Here is a 25,120-nt window from a genome sequence, read left to right on the forward strand (position 1 = left end):
TTACGCACCCGTTTGCCACTGACCTTGCGGCCCGTTCGACTTGCATGTATTAGGCCTGCCGCTAGCGTTCATCCTGAGCCAGGATCAAACTCTCCATCGTAAATAATTGTGTAACCGATAAATCAGTTACGTTGTCATTAGCCTTCTTCAGTGCTAACCTGTTGATGTCAATACGTCAAAGAACTGTCTCTCTTTCGAGATTGTGGCCAACCGTTGTCGGCCATTCCTTAGATTTGGGACTGCAAAGGTAGGGGCAAAAACCCCCTCTTGTCAAGCCCTTGTTCAAAAATATTTTAACTTTTTTCTTCCCCATTCAGGAACGGATAGGCAAAGTACCTGGGAGTCAGGAAAGTCTCTTTGATTGTACGTGCCGATACCCAGCGAAACAAATTCAGGATCGAACCAGCTTTATCGTTTGTTCCTGATGCACGGGCACCTCCGAAGGGTTGTTGTCCGACCACCGCACCCGTTGGCTTGTCGTTGATGTAGAAGTTTCCGGCCGCATTCTGTAGCCGTTTAGTCGCCTGCTCAACCACGTAGCGATCTTTGGCAAAGATTGATCCTGTCAGCGCGTATGGCGATGTGGTGTCGATGGTGTGCATAACATGCTCGAACTCGGCTGGCTCGTACACATAGATCGACAGTACGGGTCCAAAAATCTCTTCGCACATCGTCCGGTATGCCGGATCGTCGACCTTGAGCACCGTCGGTTCAATGAAGTATCCCGTTGTTCCGTCGTAGTTTCCCCCTGCTACGATTGTTACGCCCGGGCTCTTGCGGGCTTCTTCTATATAGCCCGTAATCTTTTTAAAGGCCCGCTCGTCGATGACCGCATTGACGAAGTTGGTGAAGTCTTCGGTTGGGCCCATTTTGACACCGGCCAGTGTTTTCTTCAACCCTTCCTCCACTGCTGGCCAAAGTGTTGACGGAATGTAAGCCCGTGATGCTGCAGAACATTTCTGCCCCTGGTATTCAAACGCACCACGGATGAGGCCGGTTACGATCTCATCCACATGCGCCGATTCATGCGCCAGTACAAAGTCTTTTCCGCCGGTTTCGCCCACAATCCGCGGATATGTTTTATACCGGTTGATATTCGCTCCAATTTCACCCCAAATATGCTGGAACACGGCCGTACTGCCTGTGAAGTGAATGCCGGCAAAATCGGGGTGCTTAAAAATTACCTCGCCCGCCACGGGGCCGTCGACATAGATCAGGTTGATTACGCCTGCCGGGAGCCCCGCTTCAATCAACACTTCCATGATTACCTGCGCCGATAGAACCTGCGTATAGGCGGGTTTCCATACTACCGTGTTCCCCATCATGGCTGCCGATGCTGGCAGGTTACCAGCAATAGCCGTGAAATTGAACGGGGTCAGGGCAAATACAAATCCTTCGAGAGGCCGGTACTCCAGCCGGTTCCAGACGCCCGGGGATGAACTGGGTTGTTGCCGATAAATTTCGTCCGCAAAGTGGACGTTAAAGCGCAGGAAGTCGATCAGCTCACAGGCCGAGTCGATCTCGGCCTGATATGCGTTTTTCGACTGCCCCAGCATGGTTGCCGCGTTGATGCGGGCGCGATATGGTCCAGCGATCAGATCGGCGGCTTTCAGAAAGATACTGGCCCGGTTTTCCCAGGGCATTGCCGCCCAGGCTTCTTTCGCCTGCAGGGCTGCTTCGATCGCCTGGTTGACATGAGTTGCGTCGCCTTCGTAAAAATAGCCCAACGTATGCTGATGATCGTGTGGTGGGGCCACACGCAGTTTTCGCTCGGTTCGTACCTCATCGCCCCCAATGTACATTGGAATGTCGGTTTCGGTCGATCTATAGGCGTCGATCGCGGCTTTGACGGCCACCCGTTCGGGAGATCCGGGCCGATATTCTTTAACGGGTTCGTTGACGGGGTTGGGTATATTGAATACGCCGAATGACATAATAGATCGGGTTTCAACGGCCTGTTCCAGATTGGCACGCGGAACTGGGGCGCGTTACGTGTATGAAGTGTTTAGCCTCGCAAACTTACGGATTGATGTAGTTATCCACCAATCCACATGAGTTTTCCACATTTTAAGGCACAGCGGTCTCAGTGTTAGGCTATTTTTACGATTTTTGCCCCCCAATCAGCCACGTCGTCATGCGTTTTTACAGCACCAATAATCCGCAACTCTCGGTTTCTGTTGAAGAAGCTTTATTTCATAGTTTACCAGCTGATAAGGGCCTATATATGCCTACGCCCCTTCCACAACTGGGTGCTGGCTTTTTCGATGCGATTGCCGACCAATCTTTGGCCGAGATCGGTTTTGCTATTAGTAAGGCTCTTTTTGGTGGCGAAATCAACGATGCTGATCTAAGCGAACTGGTGCATCGGGCGCTGCCCTTTGACACGCCCGTTGTGCAGCTTTCGCCGGAACTGGGTATCCTCGAACTGTTTCATGGGCCTTCTCTTGCGTTTAAGGATGTGGGAGCCCGCTATATGGCTGCGCTGATGTCGCATTTTTCGAGTCGGCAGGACAAGGAGGTCAATATTCTGGTGGCCACCTCGGGCGATACCGGCGGTGCCGTTGCAATGGGCTTTCACAATGTACCGGGCGTACGGGTATCGATTCTTTATCCAAAAGGACGGGTGAGTGACCTGCAGGAGAAGCAACTGACGACCCTGGGGGGTAATGTTCAGGCCTTCGAGGTTGATGGGTTGTTCGATGATTGCCAGGCGATTGTAAAACAGGCTTTTCTCGATCCTGAACTTAACGCGCATGTCTCGCTTTCATCGGCCAATTCGATCAATATCTTCCGGCTTATCCCGCAGGGTTTTTATTACGTCAGTGCCTACGGTCAGGTACGCAATGTGGGTAAGCCTGTCGTCTTTTCTACACCCAGTGGTAATTTTGGTAACCTGAGTGCTGGTGCCATGGTACAACAAATGGGCTTGCCGGTCGATCGATTTATTGCCTCGACAAACCTTAATCGCGTTGTTCCGAACTATTTGCGTACTGGTTTGTATGCCCCTATGACTTCAGTGGCTACACTATCCAACGCTATGGATGTTGGTAGCCCCAGCAACTTTGTGCGGCTGCTACACCTCTACGGTGACTCTTACGAGCGCATGCGGGATCATGTTTCCGGCTACTTTTTCGATGATGCCCAGACCCAGATCGCCATGCGAGACTTGTATGATCGGTTTGGCTACGTGGCCTGTCCGCACTCAGCAATTGGTGTATTGGGGCTCGAACAATACCGCCGGGAGTCGGGACGTGACTTCGTCGGTGTATCGCTGGCCACTGCCCATCCGGCCAAGTTCAAACCGCTCGTAGAGGAGGTATTGGGCCAGCCTGTCGATGTCCCCGACCGACTGGCAGTACTTGCTCATAAATCAAAACAAAGCATTCAGACTCCGGCCACCTACGATGCATTCCGAGAATCATTCCTTCAGACGGTTTGAGTTGATCGTTCACAATAAAGCCCGGTCGCAGGACCGGGCTTTATTGTTCTAATTGATTGTGTCGCCCCGCAGGACGCGGAATCGCTTTCGGGCCTCGGCGCTGTGGATACTGCCCGGATATTGCGTCAGCAGTTTCTGGTAGATGTCCATCGCCTGTGTTTTATCCTTCAGTTGCCCCTCATAGAGTTTTCCCTGCAGGAACAGTGCATCGTCCCCTAAAATATCGTCGGGGTATTTGGTGACAATTGTTTTGAGATCGTTTACAGCCTCCTGGAATTTACCTTGTTTGATGTACGTATTGGCTCGTAACCAGAGGATTTCATCGGCCAGACTGTGATCGGCATAAGTTATCAACATCTTATCCAGTTTATCCACAGCCTCGTCCGTTTTATTTTGGAAAAGTAGTAGATCGACAGCGGCATAGGCCCGCATGGCTGCTTCGGTACTGTCCATACCTGTGTTATCCACAATGATCAGGCTCAGTTGTTCGGCATCGTTGGCAATTTCGCGGGAAGTGGCTAGCTTCAGCACATCGAGTATATCTTTCGACACACTGAAATCACCTTTGTAATAATGCAGCTTGGCATTTTTAAGTTTGGCTTCGTAGCCCAGCAACTCTTCTTTCTCTGATTTCTCGACCTGCGAATACAATAGGGTCGACTCCCAGGGCTCGCCTTTCAACAGGTAGATATCGCCTTTATCAAGTTTACAACGATCGACAAAACTGCGATCACTCTTGCCCAGGCTAATGGCCAGATCGAGCACCGATAGCGCCGTGTCTTTACTGTCGAGGTAATTGCCGTATAGATTTGCCGTGCTTCGAAGCGCTTCCAGCGTCTTCGTGTTGGTGCCAATTTCCTGAAGCATCTGCTGGTAATCCGAAATCAGTTTCCGGATTTCAGTCCGGTCAACCGGATATGTATTCTTGACCTGCTCTTCACGCGCATTGATGACCAGCCGCCGGGCAAATGGGTAAAGCTGCCCTTGCGGATACGTTGTAGCTACGTATTCGAACGCATCCGCAGCTGTTTTGTACTCCCGGTTGTTGAGCGCCAGCATACCTAGTTCGTAAACACGACTTCCCGACAATTTCATGCGTTTGTCGGTGGCTTTCTCCTGAATAAGCGCCCGACTGAACTTCTGCTTTTGCGTATAGAACCAGATCAGGAGATCGTTGTAGCCAAGCTCATTCGGCTCCTGTTGGATTCGGGCATAAAGTGTCTTTTCAAGCAGGGGTTCATCTTTTGTATTGATAAAGCCCTGCAGTGCCGCCAGAGCGCTTTCCTTTCTTTCGGCCTGACGTCCCGTGGTGATAATCTCGTTGATTGCTTTCTCAGTCTGGCCTGTACTTCGATAAAGGCCCATTAGAGCCTCACTGTAGGCTGTTGGATCATGATCGACCTCCCGGGCCGTTTCGAACGCTTGAATGGCCCAGCGGGCCTCTCCTGCTTCGGAGAAGGCCGTTGCCAGTCGTTCGAGCCTGGTGGCACTGGCTCGGCTGCTTTTTATAGCGGCTGCGTATTGCTGATTTGCCTGGGTGGTATCGCCCTGGCGGGTGGCCAGCTGACCAGCGAGCAATTCGTAATAGCTCCGGTTACTTTCGTCGGACCGCTGCTGTCTTTTTAAAAATCTGGCGGCCTCTTCTGACTGCTTACTGTTTTGCAGGCTCTGCACGTATCGGTTCAGCCGCTCCCAAGTCACCTCTGTTTTCAGGAGCTTCCCATACTCATTGGCGGCCTTGACAAAATCGCCCGCCTTATAGTATTCATCAGCCAGGGATGGCGTCCCCCCTGCCCCCCCCGTCTGCGCCAGGCCCAGCCCAACCGTCAGCAGCATTATCCAAACCGCAATACCCGTTGACCTTATTAACATTTTATAGTTTTCTTCTTCTTTAAAAAAACGTTGTTATAACCATTATGGGTGTGGATATGTGTACAAATAAGTTATACACGTATTGTACCCGAAATTGTGGATAACGAGTGGAAGACTTATCCCCATAGCTGGAAAGTTATCCACCTGTAACTGCCTCAATGTTAAGTTAATAACATTTTATCCACATTTATCCACGATTTTGGTTGTGGATTTGTGTATAAAGTTTATGCACCAAAGCAGCTGGGGAAAACGCGGTGTATAGAACGTTGATATGTCTGATGTTCTCCACGTTTCAGGCTGTGGATAAAACGTCTGTGGATTACTTCGGCAGTAATCCACACCTAACTAACGCATTATAAACAAGTTTTCCACTGCTACCCCCCACTTATGCACAGCCTTTTCCACAAGAAATTTAAACATTTTTAAGTTAGAATTGACCTGTTTACCACCCCCACAAAAAAGGGGGCATTTAGCCCCCTGTTGCACCGACACCTGATACGTGTCAGGCTTTTCTGAAAAGATAGATCACGCTCGACCAGTTGCCAGTTTGCCGGGCCCGGTTGTTAGACTGCAGACCTACCCGGATACTCGTCACATAATCGCTCTTGCCTTTTTGATAAGCTGTACTGAGCAGGCCAATATAGAAGGCATCGAATACCATCGGCTTTTGCCCGACCAGCCTAAAGCCGTTGTTGTTGAACAGGCGTTCGATTGTTTCAGGAGTGAAATGCGAAAGGTGGCGCGGTACATCATACGCAGCCCACTGCGCGCCAAAATACTGCGCGTCGTAGGAGTTGGAATTTGGCACCGCAACGATCAGTGTCCCGCCTGCTTTCAGCCGCGCATGCAACTGCCCAATAGTTTCGGGTAAGTTGGGTACGTGTTCCAGAACGTGCCACATGGTAATGACATCGAAACCCTGTTCTGCCGGTACCGATGCCAGTTCGGGAAAAATCAGGTTACCCGTTTTCTCAGCAGCTATCGCTCGGGCGTCGGGGTCTGGTTCCATGCCCGTGGTTTGCCAGCCGGCCCGTTTGCAGGTTTCCAGAAAAGCACCGGTTCCGCAACCGACATCGAGCAGACTTCCTGTACCACCAGTCAGTGAGTTGATCAACGTAAGTTTCGAACGGAGTGTATACGATCGTACAGCCCGGTATACCCGGTTGATAACCCCTCCCCCACTGTCGTTGTGTGAGACATAATCGACCGATTTGTAGTAAGCACCTATGGATTGTGCATCGGGGCGGGGGTTGGTCAGGCGGAATCCACACGCTGAACAACTGACGATGGCAAATGGGCGCTGACTAACGAGGTAATCAGTGCAGGTAAGAAAGGGTGTGAACTGAGTACTGCTACAGACCGGGCAGGCAGAAAGTGTTTCGAACGACGGCATACGTTTGGAATCGACTGAAAATTTTTCGGCGTGCCCACCCCAACCGGGACGAACACGCCGATCGGGAATGCTTGAATTAGCGACCCATGTAAACGAGAAGAATCGAAATATCGGATGGACTTACCCCGCTGATCCGGGATGCCTGACCGATGGTTGCCGGCCGTAGCCGCTTGAGCTTATCGCGCCCTTCAAACGACAGGGCCTTGAGCCGATCGTAGTCGAAGGTGTCGTTAATCGACAGACTTTCCCATCGATCAATTTTTTCAGCATTGGTTTTTTCGCGACTTAGGTAATCTTCGTACTTAATCTCGATAACGGTTTGCTCGACGATTTCCGGCGATAAAGCTGGGATTTCGGCCATCGTACTGAGTAGTTCGCTGATATCCTCCTGCCCTATTTCGGGGCGCTTGATCAGTGTATATAGGCTGTTTTTCTCGCGCAGTGGTGAACTCCCTTTTTCTTCCAGCCAGCCATTGATGTCTTCGGGTTTTACTTTGGCTGCCTTTATCGCATCGGTGAGTGTGGCAACCCCCTTCCTTTTTTCGACCATGGCCTGGTATCGTTCGGCCGATGCCAAACCCAGTTCGTATCCTTTGTCGGTAAGGCGCAGGTCGGCATTATCCTGCCGCAGCAGTGTCCGGTACTCGGCGCGGGACGTAAACATCCGATAAGGTTCTTCGGTCCCTTTTGTGATGAGGTCATCGATCAAAACGCCGATGTAGCCTTCCGAACGTTTAATTGTAAACGGATTTTCGTCGCGCACATTCTGGTGGGCATTGATACCAGCCATGAGTCCCTGACAGGCAGCCTCCTCATAACCGGTTGTACCGTTGATCTGCCCGGCAAAGAAGAGGTTTTTCACCAGTTGCGTTTCCAGTGTTGGCTTTAACTGCGTTGGTGGAAAGAAATCGTACTCCACTGCGTAGCCTGGTCGGAACATACGGACGTTTTCAAACCCGGGTATCTTCTGCATGGCGCTGTACTGTACATCCTCAGGCAATGAGGTTGAGAATCCGTTAACGTACACTTCCACTGTATCCCAACCTTCGGGCTCAACAAAAATCTGGTGCCGGTCTTTGTCGGCAAACCGGTTGATTTTGTCTTCAACCGATGGGCAATATCGAGGCCCTAACCCTTTGATGCGGCCTGTGAACATAGGCGATTTTTCGAAGCCCGTTTTCAGTTCGTCATGTACAGCCTGATTCGTATAGGTGATCCAGCAACTGCGCTGTTTGGTCAGGGCAGGCGTGTTGGTATAGGAGAATTTACTCGGGTTCTCGTCGCCCAGTTGTTCCTCCATGCGGTCGTAATTCAGGCTGCGGCCATCTACGCGTGGTGGCGTACCGGTTTTCATGCGGCCCGATTCGAAACCCAGCGTGATGAGCTGTTCGGTCAGGCCCGTTGCAGAACGTTCGCCCGTCCGTCCGCCCCCAAAAGTTTTCTCCCCAATAAACATGCGCCCGTTGAGGAACGTCCCGTTGGTAAGCACAACGGCTCTGGCATTGAACGATACGCCAAGACTTGTTTTTACGCCTACTGCCTGGCCGTCTTCGACAATAACCTCGGTTACGGTATCCTGCCAGAAATCGATGTTTCTGTTTTCTTCGAGTGTTTTTCGCCACTCCCAAGCAAACAGATTTCGATCGCTCTGGCAACGCGGACTCCACATGGCCGGGCCTTTCGACCGGTTCAGCATACGGAACTGGATCATCGTCTTGTCGCTGATGATGCCCGACATGCCGCCCAGCGCATCGACCTCCCGGACAATCTGTCCTTTGGCCACACCGCCCATGGCCGGGTTGCACGACATCTGGGCGATGGTATGCATATTCATGGTGATGAGCAGCACGCGCGATCCCATTGTTGCCGCTGCATGAGCAGCTTCACAACCAGCGTGTCCGGCGCCCACTACAATCACATCATAGTTAGAATGCATTTCTGATAGTTTTTACAAAATGTTTCACGTGGAAACTTTTTACAAAATTGTCAAAAGTCATGGAAACATGGATGGTAAGACGTGTATTCACTGAGCAACAAAAAACCGTCGGCCTTTGTGCCAAGGCCGACGGTTAACTTATAGCATCTAAACTTACTTACTGACTTTTTGCAAATACTGATTTGCCGCCTTTTTGTAGAACAGATTGTAATTAGGCGTCACCGATCTGAGAACTTCGACCTGCCGGTTCTTACCGTTCTGGTTGAGGCTATCGAAAAAAGCCGGCGTACTGCGCTTGGCAGAGCGGGCTGCTTCGGCCTGCCGCTTGGGATCTTCTTCCTGCTGCTTAAGCGCCTTTTCCGATTCGAGAAGGCGCGTCAATATCTGATCCTGCCGATTAATGGTGTTCGGGTTGATGCGCTTGTTAACAAGATCGGTCTCGGTCTCATCCATTTTCTCCATCAGTTCCTTTACCTGATCGGCCTGCTGTTTCCCTGCGTCGGTGCCTTTGGCTTTGTCTTCCATCTCCTTCAACATCTTCCGGATCATGGCCTGCTGTGCCGCCATGCGCGACAACTCTTCAGATAAACCACGGCCAGACTTGCCGCTTTGTTGCAGGTCTTTCATCTGGCCATTTAGTTTTTTCTGCATTTCACCAAGGCCAGGGCTCTGCCCCTGTTTGGAGCCTTTGCCTTTGCCCGGCATGGCCATGGCATTCATCTGCTGCTGCATATTTTTCAATACATCACTCAACATGAGGGCCAGATTATTGATGGATGTCATGGCAAACTGCTGCTTTGAAGCCGCCATACTGAGCCGACGGTCGCGCAGTTGCTGCACACTTTCGTCCATGTAAAATTTCATATTCGTGAGCTCACGCGTCACGAAAGGCTGAATCTGAACGACGCGGCTTGCCAGGGCATTCAAGCTGTCTTCGATGATTTTGGCGTCGTCCTGGAGTTTCAACTGTTCCTGCGAAAGCTTCGTCACGCGCGGGTCCTGCAGGCTCATACCCCGAAAATCTTTCATGACCCGCTCCTGCGAGAACGATAGGGTGATGAGGTTATCGAGGATGTTGCGCAGGTCGTCCATGTTCTCCTGCATCTCTGACATTTCCGATGACTCCATAGACTCACGCATCATCTTGCTCATCGATCGCATCGATTTAGCGGCTTTCGACTGGGACGAAGCGGCCTTCTTACCCTGCTTTTGCTTGAGCTGTTTCTTGGCTTCCTGAATCGCTTTTTCAATGTCACGCTTCTCCTGTTCCGAAATTTCAGGTTTGTTCAACTCATCTTTCTCGGCTTGTTTCTCGAGCTCATCCAGTTGCTCTTCCGTGCTTTTAAAGTCATCTTCTGACTTCTGGTTGTTCTGCTCCTGCTGATCAGAAACGTCGTTGTTCTGGTTGTTTTCGTCTGCCTGCTTTTCCAGTTTTTCAGCCTGCTTATCGAGATTATCGGCCAGGTTGTTTACTTTCTGTTCGAGCTGCATTTGCTTGAAGAGCTTGAGCGCCCGGTCCAGATCACGCTCCATATTGCGTTCCTTTCGCGAGAGCCGGTCGAGTAAGTCCGAAGCTTTTTCATCTTGTTTCTTCTCGAGTAGCTGCTTCAGTTGCTCATACAGCTGTTTGGATTCAGGGTCGAGAAGCTCATTGAACAGCTTCTTCAGCTGTTCGAGTTTATCCTGTACCGCCTGGTTTTTTTCAGAGAATCGCTGTTGCGTGTCGTTTGTTTTCTGAAACTGTTCCTGAAGTTTCTGCACCTCCCGCATCAGCTCTTCGCGCTTCTGCAAAACGTCCTGCAGTTGCTTCTTGTCCTGAAAATCGGACGACTTCTTCGTACGCATCCGGTCTTCAAGCTGGCTCAACTCCTTCTTAATTGCCTGTGTTTTACTCAGCGCATTGTCGATCTGTTCTTCGGTCTTTTCGGCCGATTTATCAACCTGTTTCTGTACCTCAGCATTGGATGGAATGTTGAACGAATACTGAACCGAGCGGGCCGATTTAGGTCCATTCACGCCATCATTATCCCACACCTGAACGAAGTACTCAAGCTTGTCTTCCGGCCCTAGTTTAAGGCTATCGAGCGACCAGTTATAGCCGAAATTCTGTGAGGTGGTCGATGCGTTGACAGGGATCTGACGCGTGGCATACGGGGTCGATTTTCCACTCCGGTTAATCCGATACTGGAGTTGCAGGCGAGAGAAACCGTAATCATCAGAGACAAGTCCCGACAGCGCGATGTAGTTGTACGTAACAGTATCCTGGATCCGATCGAGCGTGATCTGGGGATGGCGATCGGGAATTACCTGAATCGAATATTGAATAGCAGAAGGTGACGCCGTCTGGGCGTTTCGAAGCGAAACTGTGTAAGGCGTGCTGGCAAGTAGGCGCCGGCCAATCACGAAGCGATTATCGTCGGCAAGCCGGGCGGGTTGTGGGCGGGTATCGGCCGCGAATCGAATCGAGAGGGAGTCAGTATGATCGGCTGCGAAATCCCAGTTTACCACCGTTCCCTGTGGCACCAACAGGTTACCCACATTGGCTAACTGCTCGGCTGGTTTATGCAGATAGGCAGGGTAATCGAGACGTACGTTGAATGACAACACAGCTGGCCGATCAAGCAACGTAAGGGTGTAGGTCGACGAATTGAAGCCAGCCGCTTCGAGATGAAAATCGAGGTTGCGCTGGACGTTGTCGAAGGTATAAGAAAATACGTCGCCTTTCTGGTCGAGTTTGAAACGCGTATTGTTCGCGACCAGGTAAACGGTTTGTGGTATCGCGCTACCGGTCAATCTAACCTGCAACGGAAAATCTTCGTTTCGGAACGCTTTCAGGGATTTGTTCTGGACAACAAATTGGAACGGTGCTTCCTCGACAAACTCCTTGTTGTAGTTCACCAGTCGAGTCGACGACTGCGTAAAGAACGCCGGATTGACGACCAGAATAAGGAGAATGATAACCAGGGGAGGAATGGCATACTTCAGAAATTGCCGGTTCCGGCTCAGCTGGATGGCGTTGGCAAACCGGTTAATCAGGAGCTGTTGCGACCGCTGTTCAAGACTGGCCTGTAGCAGGTCGCTCTGTTCGGCATTGATACGTTGCAGCTGCAACGTGTTGATAAGCTTATCTCCCACCTCAGGAAAAAAAGTACCGATCTGCCGCGCGGCTTCATCGGTCGAAAGGGGTTTGTTGAGGCCGTACAGGCTCATCAGTGGCCGCACGATGAAGGCATAAAAGCTAACGAGCGCGCCAGCCAGAAAGCCGAAAAAGAGGATTGCCCGACCGGCTGTATCGAAACGACCGATAAACTCAGCCGTGTTGATGAACAGGTACGAGCTGGCCAGCAACGCCAGAAAAAACAAACTGCCTTTTACCAGCTGGTTCTGAAAGTACCGCCGTTTGTATTCGTCGATTCGTTGAAGGAGGGTTGAGTAAGCGGCTGACGTCTGCATAGAAAGCGTGGCTAGACTAGTACCGATTGAAAATAAGTGATCACGTGTTGCTTGAGTAGATTCTCCTGCGCCGTAACATCGCCGGGCGGATGAGGCTTCAGCTGCTGCCAGTGTGGCCAGCCATCTTTGTCAATCCCATCGAACGTGTAATAGCCCGACTGGCTCAGGACCCGACAGACGGCAATGTGCATCAGATCCTGTTTTTGTTCTTTTGAGAAGCGAATTGGTCCCTTACCCAACTCCTGTACACCAATCAGGAATAAGACCGCGTTGAGGTCGGCAGGGCGCTTGCCAAGCAACTGTTGCAGCTGATCGAGCAGTCCCTCCCACTGTGTCTCTATTGTATTGTCATTCACTGTTTTGTCCGATTATTCTTCTCCCTAAATTACAACAACCATTGATGCATTACTAACGAACAGCTGTTGTGATTCGGTTTATACGTTACGCCTTTACTGATCTGATAAATCTGGTATTCCCCTCGCTGTGCCTCGGTTGCCGGCGTATTATGCAATCGGGCGAGCGGGTGCTCTGTACGCAGTGCCGGCTTGCGCTACCCGAGACCAACGATCACCGGAATCCTCAGGCAACTACGTCTATCAATAAGTTTGCCGGGAAGGTGCCCATCGCTTATGTTCTCTCCTACGCGCATTTCCGGAAAGGCGGCTTACTACAACAGGTGATTCACCAGATCAAGTACCGGGGCCAGCAGGAGGCCGCTCGTGAATTAGGACGCTGGTACGGGCATCAGTTGAAACAGGAAACCAGCTTATGCAATGAGTGGGATTTACTCGTCGGCGTACCAATGCATAAGAGTCGCTATCGGCAACGGGGTTATAACCAGGCCGAGTTAATTGCCGAAGGCTTGGCAGAGTCGATGGATATACCCGTCGGACGGGACGTTTTACGACGAACGCATTTCAAGGCGTCGCAGACCCGCAAAAGCCGGGTTGAGCGCTGGGAAAACGTTAAAACGGTATTTTCGGTCCAGAATGCAGCCGAAATACACCAGAAACGTATTGTGCTGGTCGATGACGTGCTGACGACTGGGGCAACGCTTGAGGCCTGTGCAGTAGAGTTATTACGTGCTGGCAGTCAGTCGGTTAGTATAATAACTTTAGGCGCGACGGTATAAAAAAAGCGGTCGCTTCAGAAGAAGCAACCGCCTGAGAATCGCGCAGACGAAAAATTATTTATTACGGCCCACGCCAATCATGGCGCAACGGAAACCGATCATGGCTGTAGCCGAGTCCTGATCGAGGAAACGACGGGTACCGGGCGAGAGCCAGTAAGCAACGTCGTTCCACGAACCGCCTTTATAAACCCGCAGCTTATCATTGATCAGCGACTGGTTGTTTTTAGCGTCGTAGTTTTTAGCATCATCCATATACCCGTTTCGACGAATCGGGTTCAGGTCACTTACGTCCTGATACGACAGTGGGCGGTATACGTCGTACACCCACTCGTTCACGTTGCCGGCCATGTTGTAAAGACCGAAGTCGTTGGCGGGGTAAGCGTAAATTTCGGCCGTGATGATGGCGCCGTCATTGGAACGACCGGCAATACCCGCATAGTCACCGCGACCCCGTTTGAAGTTGGCCAGCATCTGGCCCTGTTTGCGACCCTTCTTCGGATTGCGCACCGACGAGCCATCCCAGGGATAAATCCGCTGGTTGATCTGGTTCTCGTCCATATACTGCGTACCGATGAGTGCCTTGGCGGCATACTCCCACTCGGCTTCAGTTGGCAGCCGGTAATCAGGCAGAATGGTACCACTTTCGAGGCTTGGCTTGGCAGCTGTCGAAGCCGTAGCTTCGGCCAGTGCCGGATCATCGGCTTTTTTCGATTTCCGTTTCAGCGAAAAACCGCCCCCTTTTTTCTTCGTGCCCCCTTTGGCCAGTTCGCTGTTTACCGCGTCGGAACGCCAGCGGGCATAGTCACTCGCCTGTACCCACGATACGCCCACAACGGGATAGTATCGGAAGGCCGGGTAGCGGAGGTACTGCGTTACGTACGAGTCGTTGAATGAAAGCGGGTTCGACCATACCGTCGTATCGGGCAGGGCTGCTTTGACCACTTCTTCCGACGAGTCGCGGGTAATAGCGTCCAGGTACTCGAGGTAGTGAACGTTGGCCATTTCGGTTTCGTCCATGTAGAACGACTGGATTGAGACGGTACGCTCCCGGTTATCGCGGCTGTTCATCACGTCTTCCTCAAGTGCACCCATCGTAAAACGGCCACCTTCGATAAATACCAGGTTAGGACCTGCTTTCTGACCTGCAAACTTTTTGACCTGGAAACCTTCTTTCTGATTATAAGCAATTCCGGTCGCCGTACTTTTCTTGCCCGGCTGTACGCTGGTCGGGTGCTTCGACTTACAGGCGGCAAAGGCCACCGTTGCCAGCAGTACATAAGCAGCTTGTTGCAGGTGATACTTTTGAATCATTGCTGTATTTTGTGTAAGAAACGTAGGTGCAAAAATTGCTATTTAACTGGTTAATTCGGCCATGACCGAATTTAAATGCTCGACGGATTCGATGCCTGAATGCGTAAAAATGGGCCTTCCCTTCGATTCTTTCAACGAACAGCGGGTCGGGTTTCGTTTGATGTAGTCAATTACCCTGCCAAACTGATCCGACGTAAAGAAGGCGTCGTTCCCGTTAGAAACGAAGTAGCCTTTCAGTATAGTATTCTTAAGCGTCAGTTTTTCAAGGTATAAGCGCTCCGCTTTCCAGCGCACATTTACCATCCGAATCAGGTTATGAACCTCTTCGGGCATTGGTCCGAACCGATCCAGAATTTCCTGCCGGAAAGCTTCCAGTTCCTGCTCATTGTCAATACTGTCGAGCCGCGTGTAAAGGGCCAGCCGTTCGGAGATATTGGTTACGTACCGCTCCGGAATAACCACGGGCAGATCGGTTTCGATAACGGTATCGGGCAACTTCAGTTTCAGATCGCCGGGCTTGGTTTCGAACAGGTCTTTAAACTCGTTTTCGCGCAGTTCCTGAACCGCTTCGTCGAGCACTTTATGGTACATCTCGAAGCCCAGGTCGTTGACAAAGCCACTCTGTTCGGCGCCGAGCAAGTTACCAGCTCCCCGAATGTCGAGGTCGCGCATGGCAATTTTGAATCCTTCGCCCAGATCGGAGAAGTCTTCGAGGGTTTGCAGGCGTTTGCGGGCGTCGGCCGTCAGGACCGACGGTGGGGGCGTCAGCAGGTAGCAATACGCCTTCCGGTTCGACCGCCCTACCCGACCGCGCATCTGGTGCAGGTCCGACAAACCGAAGTAATGAGCATTGTTGATCAGAATGGTGTTGGCGTTCGGAATGTCGAGCCCCGACTCAATGATGTTGGTCGAGATCAGTACGTCGTAGTCACCTTCGATGAAGCGGGTCATCATCCGCTCCAGCCGGTCGCCCTCCATTTGCCCATGCGCCACGCCGATGCGGGCTTCGGGCACCAGGCGCATAATGAGGTTACCAATAGACTCGATATCGCTGATGCGGTTATGCACGAAAAACACCTGACCACCCCGCCTGATCTCACTGCTGACAGCATCGCGAATGGTTGCTTCGTTGAAGGCATGAACCTCGGTCGTAACGGGTTGCCGGTTGGGAGGTGGCGTTGCGATGATCGACAGGTCGCGGGCGCCCATAAGCGAGAAATGCAGTGTTCTGGGAATTGGCGTAGCCGTTAGGGTCAGTACGTCGACCTCGACGCGCATTTCCTTTAGCCGATCTTTGGTTTTGACCCCAAATTTCTGCTCTTCATCGATAACCAGCAGACCCAGATCCTTGAACTTGACGTCTTTGTTGACAATGCGATGCGTACCGATCAGGATACCGATCTCGCCTGAGGCTACGCCCTTCAGAATCTCCTTTATCTGAGCCGCGGTGCGGTACCGGTTGATGTACTCGATCTTGACCGGGAAGTCGGCCATACGCTCCGAAAACGTTCTGAAATGCTGCATAGCCAGCACCGTGGTCGGCACGAGTACCGCCACCTGTTTGTTGTCGGTAACAGCCTTAAAAGCAGCCCGGATGGCCACCTCGGTTTTGCCGAAGCCGACGTCACCGCATACCAGCCGGTCCATGGGGTGTGGCTTTTCCATGTCATCTTTAACGTCGCTGGTAGCCTTTGCCTGGTCGGGCGTGTCTTCGTACAGGAACGACGATTCGAGTTCGGCCTGCAGGAAGCTATCACGGCTGTAGGCATAGCCTGGTGCCGACCGGCGCTTGGCGTAGAGTGCAATCAGTTCACGGGCAATGTCTTTGACCTGCTTGCGAATCCGCGATTTCTTCTGCTCCCACTCCTGCGTGCCCAGCTTACTCATGGTAGGTGGCCCACCTTCGCGACCACTGTACTTGGCAATCTTGTGCAGACTGTGGATACTGACCAGCAGAATGTCGTTGTCGCGGTAAATAAGCCGGATGGCTTCCTGCTGGTTACCGGCATTATCGACTTTCTCGAGTCCGGCAAACCGGCCAATGCCGTGATCGACGTGGGTTACGTAGTCGCCTGGTTGCAGCGTTTTCAGTTCGCGCAAGGTAAGTGCCTTCGATTTCGAAAACTTGTCCTGCACCCGGAACCGGTAGTAGCGATCGAAAATCTGGTGGTCGGTAAAGCAGGCCACCTTGAGCGAATCGTCCAGGAATCCTTCGCGCAGCCCAATATTCATGGACTGGAAAGTAACGAGCGGGTCGAGTTCCTCGAAAATGGTGCGCAGGCGGTCGAGCTGCTTGAACGATTCAGCTGCAATGATGTTGGTATACCCCCGCGCCTGGTTATCGCCCAGGGTGTCGACCAGGCGCTTGAAATCCTTATTAAACGACGGCTGGGGTTTCGACTGATACTGTTGCCGGCTGTCGGTTTTAAAATAGAATTTACGGCCGAATTCAACCGTTCGAAAGGCTTTGAGCTGATTCAGAAACGACCGACGGGTTTCGAACAGGCCGGCAGGATCGCTGATAACTTGGATGCCGCCACTCCCGGCCACAATCGACTCAAACTGCTGCTCCGTTTTCTCGAAACATTTCTCGATGATCTCGAGCGTAAACTCTACGTCTTTAGCCCAGACCGTTGTCGATTCGGGCAAAAAACTAAAGAACGGCTCGCGGGTTTCGCGGGTCAGCCTGGTCTGAATGTTCGGGATGATATTGATAAAATCGACAGGGTCGGTCGATAACTGCGATTCGGGGTTGAATTTCCGGATACTCTCGACCTCGTCGCCAAAGAGGTCGATCCGAAAGGGAAACTCGCTGGCAAACGAAAAAACGTCGATAATGCCCCCGCGCACCGAAAACTGACCGGCTTCATAGACGAAATCGGTTTTCTCGAACTCATAACTGGTCAGCAGTTCGGCAACGAAGTTAGTGTCGAGCTTTTCGCCCGTTCGGATGGTCAGTGTATTGGCCTGCAGCGATTGCCGGTTAATGACCTTTTCCGACAACGCTTCGGGGTAGGTAACCACCAGCAGTCCTTCTTTCGGCGCGGGGTTGAGTTTGTTGAGCACTTCGGCCCGCATCAGCACATTGGCATTCTCGACTTCTTCGTACTGATAAGGCTTCTTGTACGACATCGGAAACAGCAATACCTCGCGGCCAGTCAGGTTTTGCAGGTCGCTGAAGAAGTAAGCGGCTTCGTCGCGGTCGGTCAGTACAAAGAGGTGGTTCCCCCCTGCCGATTTCACAATAGCCGAGGCCAGTACGGCGTCGAGGCTACCCGCCAGCCCCTTAATCTGCAGCCGATCAGGTTCGGCACTGGGCTTGCGCGTAAAAGGCTCAGCCAGGATCTGGATAAAACTGTCGTCGGCATACAGACCGACTAATTCAGCAGGTTTCAAACGAATTCAGGTTATTACGGAAACACGAAAAGCCGCTGGAAGGACATTCCGGCGGCACACTATCGTAACAGCAGGGTCAGGGAAAATGTTGCACCCGAAACCCGTCGAACCCGTCGATCAGGCCAGGTCGGCCATCGACTGAAAGTCGATGTGTTCTTTTTCGAGCAGCTGGCGAATGCGGGGACTATCCTCAAACACCACAACAAGTTCTTTCCGGTCGGCCAGGTCGCTATCGTCGGTCCATTTCCAGTCTTCGGCCGTGGCGTCGAGCACATTGAGCACACTGGCCAGCTTGGCCGGGTCGCGCTCCTTGCTGATCAGCAGGTCGGTACGGGTGAAGTAAAGAACAATCCGGTCGTCTTCGAGCCACTGCAGGTCGTTGAGCGCATCGTTGAGGGCGTCGAGGTTAACGCCAAAACCGTCGGGAAACTCGAGCACATCGGCCATTTCTTCGTAGAACTGGCGGAGGGTCTGTACGTCTTCACCGGGCAGGTGCGCAATAAACCAGTCGCCGAACCGATCTTCCAGCTGGCGTTCCGATTGGCTGAGGAGGATATTGGGTGTCATTCGATTTGTGTGAAAGATTGATAATGATCGCGGGTATAATAGGCGTGCCGGTCGGAACCCGTGATGAGTCGCTCGGCGCCCCGGTTGCGGCCGCGCACTTTGGGTTTTACATCCCATTCCTGATACCGCAGGCGTTGACCCGCAGCATCCTGCTGGGGCAGGTGTCGCTCAAAATTACCAAACGTACGGCCGCCCGCATAGCCGTCGGGCGCCCGGCGGTTGGCCTGCACATAACGCAACACCCGGATCACGTAGTCGGGAATGGGCGTATTGGCGGAGTTACGCAGGGTCGACTTGGCGGACCGATGCCTGTGACGACCCGAATGGCCGGGCGACTGGACCTTGTCAGACTGGTACGTTGGCGGAGTCTGGTCCGACTGCTGCTGATCATGGCTACGGCAGGCCTGCCCGCCCAGTAATCCGGTGAGCAACGCCAGTGTCAGCAGAAAGGGACGAAGAAGCGAGGTGTTCATGAGACAAACGTACAGCCTGGACCACAAAAAAGCCCGTTCGGAATGAACGGGCTTTCGATCAGTTGAGGGAAAACAGCGGAATTCGGGCTGCTACCATGTTGTGGAACATCAACTCAGTGACGAAGGGAGTCATGTACTTGATCAGCGGAAACTCCGAGATCGATTCCATCACCTCCAGTTCGGAGTCGGCTTTGAAAATACACCACAGTTTTTGACGGTCAATTGAGAGCGAGTAAGAAAGCAGTAGCCCCTTTTCCATCAACTCGTCAACTTTAAGCCGCTGGGCCGGAATCTGACTGGCAAAGTCCGCATCCATTACGGCCGGCAGGTCAAATTCAACCATGTACTGGCTCATACGCGTTGTCGTTAAATAAACTGTCCGGAGCCGCGCGATCAGGCGACGGGCTGACCGGCTATCAGCAAATTAACAATCTTTAGCTCGTCTTCGTTGATGGTATGGCCAAAATTTGGGTAAAGCCGGGTGGTCACGGCCGCGCCCAGTTTGGTGAATACCCGCTCCGATTCCAGCACCCGCTCTTCCGGAACATGGCTGTCGCGATCGCTGCACCCCAGAAAAACCGGCGTCTGATCGAAGGAACCCTGATAGTCGCGCGGGCTGCCTTCGGGCCCGATCAGCCCACCGCTCAGCGCAAATACGCCCCCGTAGGGTATGGCGTGCCGCGCCACATGCTCAAGCAGCAAACACGCACCCTGCGAAAAGCCAAGCCAATAGATCTGCGTGGAATTGATATTGAAATCGGCCTGAAGCCGGGCCGACAACCCCGCCAGACTGTCGAGGGCCGCCGTCAGATACGGCTCGTTTTCGGCGGTCGGGCGCAGAAACGAGTATGGATACCAGGTATTACCCGTTGCTTCGGGAGCAATGAAGGCAAAGTCGGGATCGTCGATATACTGCGACAGTGACAGAATATCGGCTGCTGAGCCACCCCGGCCGTGCACCATAACCATGACCTTACCCGCTTCGTCAAGTGGTTTGCCCGCCTGTCTGCTGTTGTCTGGATTGTGAATCATATCTGTCGAACGGATTGTCGGTTTATTTCAGCGTAATAACGGGCAATTCGGCTTCTACCCTGGCCCGGCGCGATTCGTACTGAGCCGGCAGTTTGAGACCCGTACCCAACTCCGCAACGGGTTCGTCGACGGCAAAGCCCGGGGGGTTGGTGGCTACCTCGAACAGAACGCCACCCGGCTCACGGAAGTAAATGCTGTGGAAGTAATTACGATCCTGAACGGGCGTCACCTGATACCCGGCTTCCTGCAATTGCTCCTGAATAATCAGCTGCGTTTCGTCGGTATCGGTCGAGAAAGCCACGTGGTGTACCGAGCCCCCACCCTGATGCGCCCGCAGGCCATTGGGCGTGTGCAGCACATCAACGTAATTGCCCGAGCCTCCTACGCCGGCTTCAAACCGGAACAGGCCATTTTCTTCGGCAACCAGCCGATGCTGCATCGTATCGGTCAGGAGCTTGATGGTGCGGTCGGGGTTCAGTTCGTTGAGCGTCACCGTATGAAAACCACGCACGGCATAGTCGGCCGGAATCCGACCGTTGTCCCAACCTGTCCGGCTGTCGGCATCCGTAAAGACCAGTTCGATACCCGTACCGTCGAAGTCTTCAAACTGTATATACGTTTCGTTAAATCGCTTGCGGGGTTCTGAATAGGCAATAGAACTGGCATTGAGCCGATCGAGCCAATAGCTCATGCTGGCAGTCGGCACCGAAAAAGCGGTATAGGTCAGCTGACCAACGCCTTTACGGCCCCGTGGAATACCAGCGTAGGGAAAAAAGGTCATGATGGTACCCGGCGAACCGGTTTCATCGCCATAGTAAAGGTGGTACACATCGGGGGCGTCGAAGTTGACGGTCTTCTTGACCAGCCGCAGGCCCAGCGTATCGGTGTAGTAATCGACATTGCGTTGGGTATCGCCGGCCAGAGCCGTTACGTGGTGCAAACCATTGATGAGCGTTTCCATATACTCCTGCGTTTAAAAGGTTCTTATTTGGTTTGTGGTATTAAAATCATCTGCAATTAATGTAGATACATTTAATTTAACAAGAAGGTTCAAAAAAAATAAACCCGGGCGTGGACCCGGGTTTAGTATGCGGTAAAAACAGCGGTGAAACGATCCCTATTCCATCAGGAAGGGGTAGTCAGGCTGCATGTAAACGTCTTTGAATGCTTCCTCGACGGGTGGGTAGGGCGATTCTTCGGCAAACTTAACCGACTCATCGACAATGCCTTTGATCTTGGCGTCGATAGCGGCCAGATCGTCTTCGGTAGCGAAGTTCTTATCCAGAATTCGTTTTTTCACCATCTCGATAGGGTCACGCTGCTTGTACTGCTCCACTTCATCTTTGGTGCGGTACTTCTGCGGATCCGACATCGAGTGACCCCGGTAACGGTACGTCCGGAATTCGAGGAAGGTAGGTCCTTCGCCGGCGCGGGCGCGGTCGGCAGCCCGGCTAACGGCTTCGTGAACAGCCTCGACATCCATGGCGTCGACGGGTTCGGCCGGCATATCATACGATTCGCCGATGGTGTACAGTTCCGTTACGTTGGAGGTACGGGCCACCGACGTACCCATGGCGTAGCCGTTGTTTTCGACCACGAAGATGACGGGCAGTTTCCACAGCATAGCCATGTTGAAAGCCTCGTGCAGAGCACCCTGCCGGACAGCGCCATCGCCGAAGTAGCAGATGCACAGGTTACCGGTCTTGTTATATTTTTCGGCGAAGGCAATACCTGCCCCCATTGGGATCTGTGCCCCTACGATACCGTGGCCACCGATAAAGTTGACCGATTTATCGAAGATGTGCATCGAACCACCTTTGCCTTTCGACGAGCCCGTTTGCTTGGCAAACAGTTCGGCCATGACAGCCTTCGGGTCGGAGCCAAGGGCGAGCGGGATACCATGGTCGCGATAGGCCGTAATCCACTTATCATCTTTCGTCAGGGCCGAAAAGGCGCCCGATGAACCCGCTTCCTGACCAATGTACAGGTGACAGAAACCACGGATCTTCTGCTGACCATAGAGCTGACCGGCTTTTTCTTCAAACTTCCGCTGCAGTTGCATCGACTCGTACCAGTACATGTACCGCTCTTTCGGATGTTCGGTCTTCGCGGAGCTGGGAGTCTTGCTTTTCTGCACGGTTTTTTCCGGCGAGGATGCCGGTGCTTTCTCTTTGACGCTTGCCATAAGGAATGAGTTCGCTAAATCGGTCTCTGCTGTAGTGGGTCGGCTTCCGGCCGGACGGATGTCCGTGCGGTCTGTTAACCGAACAAACCAGCCGTATCTTTGTTGCCAATACCAAAACGATCGGTACGTGACAGACCCTGATTTTGGGGACCGACAGCCGCGAAATTACGCAATCTCGCGTTATGAGCCATACCTATGCATCTCGAAAAACTGAGCCTCACCAATTTTAAAAACTACGACGACGGCCGGTTTACATTCGGACAGCAGGTAAACGTGATTGTCGGGCCCAATGGCAGCGGCAAAACCAATCTGCTCGATGCGGTTTATTTTCTGGCCCTGAGTAAAAGTGCCTTTCAGCCGCAGGATGCGCTTAGTATCCAGCACGAAGCCGATTACTTCATTATCGACGGGGTTTTCGAGGAAGACAGCGAGCCGGTGGAGGGGCAGTCAACCCACGGGCGGGCGGTGCAGATCACGATTAGTCTGCAGCGGGGGCAACGTAAGGTGCTCATGGCCGACAAGAAACCATATGAGCGCGTGAGCGACCACATCGGCCGGTTTCCGGTGGTGCTGATGGCGCCTAACGATACCGACCTGGTGCGGGAACACAGCGAAGACCGGCGCCACTTTTTCGACGGGGTACTGTCGCAGCTCGACCCCGAATACCTCCGCAACTACCTTACCTACCAGCAGGTGCTGAAACAGCGCAATAGTTTGCTCAAGCTGTTTGCCGAGCGCAACCAGGTCGACCACGAGCTGCTCGACACCTACGATGAGCCACTGCTGGCCTATGGGCAAAAAATCCATGACCGGCGACAGCGCTTCGTGGCCGAGTTTCTGCCTGGTTTCCGACAACACTACGCCTACCTGAGCGAGGAGCGGGAAGCGGTCGATATTGTGTATGAGTCGGAAGTAAGCAACCCCGATTTTACAGGCGAGTTACGGCACTTTCGCCGGCGCGACACGGTGATGCAGCGCACCACCATGGGGGTGCACAAAGACGATTACAATTTTCTGATCGGTGGAGTACCGCTGAAGAAATTTGGTTCGCAGGGCCAGCAAAAGACATTCGTGATTGCGCTCAAACTGGCCCAGTACGATGGGCTTCGGGTCGAAAAAAAAACACATCCTATCCTGCTGCTCGATGATATCTTCGACAAGCTCGACGATCGTCGGATTGGTAAGCTTATTCAGCTTATGGATGAGGGGGCGTTTGGGCAGCTCTTCATCACCGACGCGCGGCCCGAGCGCACCCGGTCGCTGCTGACCGATGTAAAAGCCGACGTGCGGTTTATGGAGATCGGTTTATAGCGGATAATTAAGCGCTGATGCCGGTTGCCGGAACAGCTGCAGCACCGGAAAATCGGTTGTTTCATCCAGTAGTCCGCGCGGTCCGTGCGTTTCGAAATACGTGACCGATGCTGCGCCCGCCCGGGTCAGCGTGGCCAGGCTGCGGGCCGTCCATTCAGCGCAAAAGGTCGTGTGGTGACGTGGATCAACCTTGGGTACAGGGTGGCCCGCCAGGGTGGCTGCCGCATCCTGTGCAACAGGGTTGAACCGGGGATTCAGCGTAATGGGCGATATATGAATCGGTTTACCGCCCGAGAAGACCCGGGCTGTGGCCACCGTATCGGCCTGTGCTGCGGTGTTTTCCAGCATTGTGCGACTGTCGGTCAGGTGCGCCTGCGGATTGATCGAATACGTAACAAAATCGACCCGGTCGTAGGAAAGCCGGTGTTGGTTGATCTCCACAAAATTGGCGTCGGTGCCGGCTCCGAGCAGCACCTTCGGAAAAGCTGTTCGCAGGGGTGTCAGCACGGCATCGAGCAGGGCAGCGGTGGTGCGCCAGTGGCTGGCTTCAAACAGTGACATGGCCCAGATAGCTGGCTGCTCGGCCTGCACAAAGGCAGCCAGGGCCTCGGCGTCGGCAGCGGGGGTATCGGTAAAGAACAGCGCCAGTTCGAGCGGTACACCCAGTAGCCGGGCATCCCGACTGGCCCGCATCAGCCCGGTTGGCCAGTCCGGATTTGTGAAAAATACATCGGCCCGCAGGTGAGCAATGGCGCAGGCTTTGAGCCGATCGGCTTCGTTGGCCGTTAGCGGAACGCCATCGGCCCGAGCGCCCAGACCCAGGCGGGGCAGCGCGTACGAAGCGGTTGACGGCGTTATCGGGCCCGTCAGGTTCTGGGGGAGCCGTTCGAACCGAACGCGTTGCGTTACGATGGTGCCGGCGGGCACGAAAGCCGGAATGGGCAGGGCTGAGGGGGTGCTGTAGGTTTTATAGGAGGCATCGGTCCAGTTGCGCTGATCTTCGGTCTCGAATACATCGCCTTCGTAGGTCAGTCGGAACGGTTGTCCTGAGGCCATCTGCCAGCGCATACCTCGTATGTTCAGAAACGGAGTGATGGGGCTAATCAGCGATGGAAAAACGGTTTCCGATGTGTTGCCATCGGGGTGTTCAATCCAGACGGGCTGACCGGCAAGCCCCTCAACAGGATGCAGCACACACAGCCCGATCCGGTTGCGGTAGAAATCGGCCTGGGCCTGGCCGTGGAAATCAACGGTTAGACTGCCGTCGACCGTGCCCTCGATGGTTAGATGGCCAGTCATAGCTATGGGCGAATGTATCGATTGCCAGTCGTACCGAATCTGAAAAGAATCGCCGTGGTCGGTGATCGACTCATTGGTTCGGACCAGCGAAGCGGTATTCCAGTCGGCATCGCGGAGGCCGGCGTAGATCATGCGCAACACTTCTTCGTCCCCTATCCGGAACAGGCGGACAGTACCCGAATCATACGTAACAGTCAGGGGGCCGGCGTGCAGGTCCATAGGCGCAGAAGGCTGGGTTGACTAAAGTAGTTAGGCTAAACGGGTGGCTTTCCGATTCGTTCAGCATACGGCCAACCGGCTTTGTCGATGCTGCTGTCAATC

The 25,120-nt window shown here is 53.1% G+C and carries 19 protein-coding genes and 1 rRNA gene; 4 read left to right on the forward strand and 16 right to left on the reverse strand.

Annotated features, from left to right (window positions below; translation table 11 throughout):
- Both ACYVAC_RS16565 and pruA read right to left on the reverse strand, forming a co-directional pair.
- Window positions 1-100, reverse strand: a 16S ribosomal RNA gene (locus ACYVAC_RS16565); the annotation flags it as partial.
- A gap of 193 nt (window positions 101-293) precedes the next feature.
- Window positions 294-1,934 (reverse strand): L-glutamate gamma-semialdehyde dehydrogenase, encoded by a 1,641-nt coding sequence (gene pruA / locus ACYVAC_RS16570; RefSeq protein WP_461098868.1) that lies wholly within the window; start codon window positions 1,932-1,934, stop codon window positions 294-296.
- A gap of 200 nt (window positions 1,935-2,134) precedes the next feature.
- Between pruA and thrC the strand changes: the two genes are divergently transcribed.
- Window positions 2,135-3,439, forward strand: a complete 1,305-nt coding sequence (gene thrC, locus ACYVAC_RS16575) for a threonine synthase (RefSeq protein WP_461098869.1) — start codon at window positions 2,135-2,137, stop codon at window positions 3,437-3,439.
- Window positions 3,440-3,487: 48 nt separating this feature from the next.
- Here the strand turns inward: thrC and ACYVAC_RS16580 are convergent, their stop codons facing one another.
- From ACYVAC_RS16580 to ACYVAC_RS16595, 4 genes are all read right to left on the reverse strand, one after another.
- Window positions 3,488-5,275, reverse strand: coding sequence for a tetratricopeptide repeat protein (locus ACYVAC_RS16580; protein ID WP_461098870.1), 1,788 nt, complete (start codon window positions 5,273-5,275; stop codon window positions 3,488-3,490).
- Window positions 5,276-5,813: 538 nt separating this feature from the next.
- Window positions 5,814-6,425, reverse strand: a complete 612-nt coding sequence (locus ACYVAC_RS16585; RefSeq protein WP_461098871.1) for a class I SAM-dependent methyltransferase — start codon at window positions 6,423-6,425, stop codon at window positions 5,814-5,816.
- A 355-nt stretch (window positions 6,426-6,780) separates the two neighbouring features.
- Window positions 6,781-8,640 carry a tRNA uridine-5-carboxymethylaminomethyl(34) synthesis enzyme MnmG gene (gene mnmG, locus ACYVAC_RS16590; RefSeq protein ID WP_461098872.1) on the reverse strand — a complete coding sequence of 620 codons (1,860 nt, stop codon included), beginning with the start codon at window positions 8,638-8,640 and terminating at the stop codon, window positions 6,781-6,783.
- Between the two features lie 153 nt (window positions 8,641-8,793).
- A complete protein-coding gene (locus ACYVAC_RS16595; RefSeq protein WP_461098873.1) occupies window positions 8,794-11,751 on the reverse strand; it encodes a DUF4175 family protein in 2,958 nt (985 codons plus the stop codon).
- Here ACYVAC_RS16595 and ACYVAC_RS16600 point away from each other — a divergent pair.
- Window positions 11,740-12,072, forward strand: a complete 333-nt coding sequence (locus ACYVAC_RS16600; protein ID WP_461098874.1) for a hypothetical protein — start codon at window positions 11,740-11,742, stop codon at window positions 12,070-12,072. The genes ACYVAC_RS16595 and ACYVAC_RS16600 overlap by 12 nt on opposite strands.
- 32 nt (window positions 12,073-12,104) lie before the next feature.
- On the opposite strand, the gene ACYVAC_RS16605 is transcribed toward ACYVAC_RS16600, so the two are convergent.
- Entirely contained in the window at window positions 12,105-12,449 is a 345-nt protein-coding gene (locus tag ACYVAC_RS16605; protein WP_461098875.1) for a hypothetical protein, read from the reverse strand.
- Window positions 12,450-12,517: 68 nt separating this feature from the next.
- Between ACYVAC_RS16605 and ACYVAC_RS16610 the strand changes: the two genes are divergently transcribed.
- Window positions 12,518-13,225, forward strand: a complete 708-nt coding sequence (locus ACYVAC_RS16610) for a ComF family protein (protein ID WP_461098876.1) — start codon at window positions 12,518-12,520, stop codon at window positions 13,223-13,225.
- A 54-nt stretch (window positions 13,226-13,279) separates the two neighbouring features.
- Here the strand turns inward: ACYVAC_RS16610 and gldJ are convergent, their stop codons facing one another.
- From gldJ to pdhA, 8 genes are all read right to left on the reverse strand, one after another.
- Complete coding sequence (gene gldJ, locus ACYVAC_RS16615; protein ID WP_461098877.1) at window positions 13,280-14,536, reverse strand: gliding motility lipoprotein GldJ; 1,257 nt, start codon at window positions 14,534-14,536, stop codon at window positions 13,280-13,282.
- Between the two features lie 42 nt (window positions 14,537-14,578).
- Entirely contained in the window at window positions 14,579-17,932 is a 3,354-nt protein-coding gene (mfd, locus tag ACYVAC_RS16620) for a transcription-repair coupling factor (RefSeq protein WP_461098878.1), read from the reverse strand.
- Between the two features lie 117 nt (window positions 17,933-18,049).
- Window positions 18,050-18,499, reverse strand: coding sequence for a barstar family protein (locus tag ACYVAC_RS16625; protein ID WP_461098879.1), 450 nt, complete (start codon window positions 18,497-18,499; stop codon window positions 18,050-18,052).
- On the reverse strand, window positions 18,496-18,972 hold the full coding sequence (locus ACYVAC_RS16630) for a guanyl-specific ribonuclease (protein ID WP_461098880.1): 477 nt from the start codon (window positions 18,970-18,972) through the stop codon (window positions 18,496-18,498). The genes ACYVAC_RS16625 and ACYVAC_RS16630 overlap by 4 nt, the downstream gene beginning before the upstream one ends.
- A 58-nt stretch (window positions 18,973-19,030) precedes the next feature.
- Window positions 19,031-19,327: a muconolactone Delta-isomerase family protein gene (locus ACYVAC_RS16635; RefSeq protein WP_461098881.1), complete on the reverse strand. Its 297-nt coding sequence runs from the start codon at window positions 19,325-19,327 to the stop codon at window positions 19,031-19,033.
- 38 nt (window positions 19,328-19,365) lie between these two features.
- On the reverse strand, window positions 19,366-20,004 hold the full coding sequence (locus tag ACYVAC_RS16640) for an alpha/beta hydrolase (protein WP_461098882.1): 639 nt from the start codon (window positions 20,002-20,004) through the stop codon (window positions 19,366-19,368).
- Between the two features lie 22 nt (window positions 20,005-20,026).
- Entirely contained in the window at window positions 20,027-20,965 is a 939-nt protein-coding gene (locus ACYVAC_RS16645; protein ID WP_461098883.1) for a ring-cleaving dioxygenase, read from the reverse strand.
- A 156-nt stretch (window positions 20,966-21,121) separates the two neighbouring features.
- Window positions 21,122-22,189: a pyruvate dehydrogenase (acetyl-transferring) E1 component subunit alpha gene (gene pdhA / locus ACYVAC_RS16650; RefSeq protein ID WP_461098884.1), complete on the reverse strand. Its 1,068-nt coding sequence runs from the start codon at window positions 22,187-22,189 to the stop codon at window positions 21,122-21,124.
- Window positions 22,190-22,384: 195 nt separating this feature from the next.
- Between pdhA and recF the strand changes: the two genes are divergently transcribed.
- Window positions 22,385-23,500 (forward strand): DNA replication/repair protein RecF, encoded by a 1,116-nt coding sequence (recF, locus tag ACYVAC_RS16655; protein ID WP_461098885.1) that lies wholly within the window; start codon window positions 22,385-22,387, stop codon window positions 23,498-23,500.
- On the opposite strand, the gene ACYVAC_RS16660 is transcribed toward recF, so the two are convergent.
- Window positions 23,495-25,018, reverse strand: a complete 1,524-nt coding sequence (locus tag ACYVAC_RS16660) for a hypothetical protein (RefSeq protein ID WP_461098886.1) — start codon at window positions 25,016-25,018, stop codon at window positions 23,495-23,497. The two genes, recF and ACYVAC_RS16660, sit on opposite strands and share 6 nt — an antisense overlap.
- Window positions 25,019-25,120: the final 102 nt, after the last annotated feature.

It is taken from the genome of Spirosoma luteolum (genome assembly GCF_054778875.1).

Excerpts from the sequence above, each read along its gene's own strand:
- pruA (WP_461098868.1), bottom strand. The coding sequence starts at position 1,934 with ATGTCATTCGGCGTATTCAATATACCCAACCCCGTCAACGAACCCGTT.
- thrC (WP_461098869.1), top strand. The coding sequence starts at position 2,135 with ATGCGTTTTTACAGCACCAATAATCCGCAACTCTCGGTTTCTGTTGAA.
- ACYVAC_RS16580 (WP_461098870.1), bottom strand. The coding sequence starts at position 5,275 with ATGCTGCTGACGGTTGGGCTGGGCCTGGCGCAGACGGGGGGGGCAGGG.
- mnmG (WP_461098872.1), bottom strand. The coding sequence starts at position 8,640 with ATGCATTCTAACTATGATGTGATTGTAGTGGGCGCCGGACACGCTGGT.
- gldJ (WP_461098877.1), bottom strand. The coding sequence starts at position 14,536 with ATGATTCAAAAGTATCACCTGCAACAAGCTGCTTATGTACTGCTGGCA.
- ACYVAC_RS16625 (WP_461098879.1), bottom strand. The coding sequence starts at position 18,499 with ATGACACCCAATATCCTCCTCAGCCAATCGGAACGCCAGCTGGAAGAT.
- ACYVAC_RS16630 (WP_461098880.1), bottom strand. The coding sequence starts at position 18,972 with ATGAACACCTCGCTTCTTCGTCCCTTTCTGCTGACACTGGCGTTGCTC.
- ACYVAC_RS16635 (WP_461098881.1), bottom strand. The coding sequence starts at position 19,327 with ATGAGCCAGTACATGGTTGAATTTGACCTGCCGGCCGTAATGGATGCG.
- ACYVAC_RS16640 (WP_461098882.1), bottom strand. The coding sequence starts at position 20,004 with ATGATTCACAATCCAGACAACAGCAGACAGGCGGGCAAACCACTTGAC.
- ACYVAC_RS16645 (WP_461098883.1), bottom strand. The coding sequence starts at position 20,965 with ATGGAAACGCTCATCAATGGTTTGCACCACGTAACGGCTCTGGCCGGC.
- pdhA (WP_461098884.1), bottom strand. The coding sequence starts at position 22,189 with ATGGCAAGCGTCAAAGAGAAAGCACCGGCATCCTCGCCGGAAAAAACC.
- recF (WP_461098885.1), top strand. The coding sequence starts at position 22,385 with ATGCATCTCGAAAAACTGAGCCTCACCAATTTTAAAAACTACGACGAC.
- ACYVAC_RS16660 (WP_461098886.1), bottom strand. The coding sequence starts at position 25,018 with ATGGACCTGCACGCCGGCCCCCTGACTGTTACGTATGATTCGGGTACT.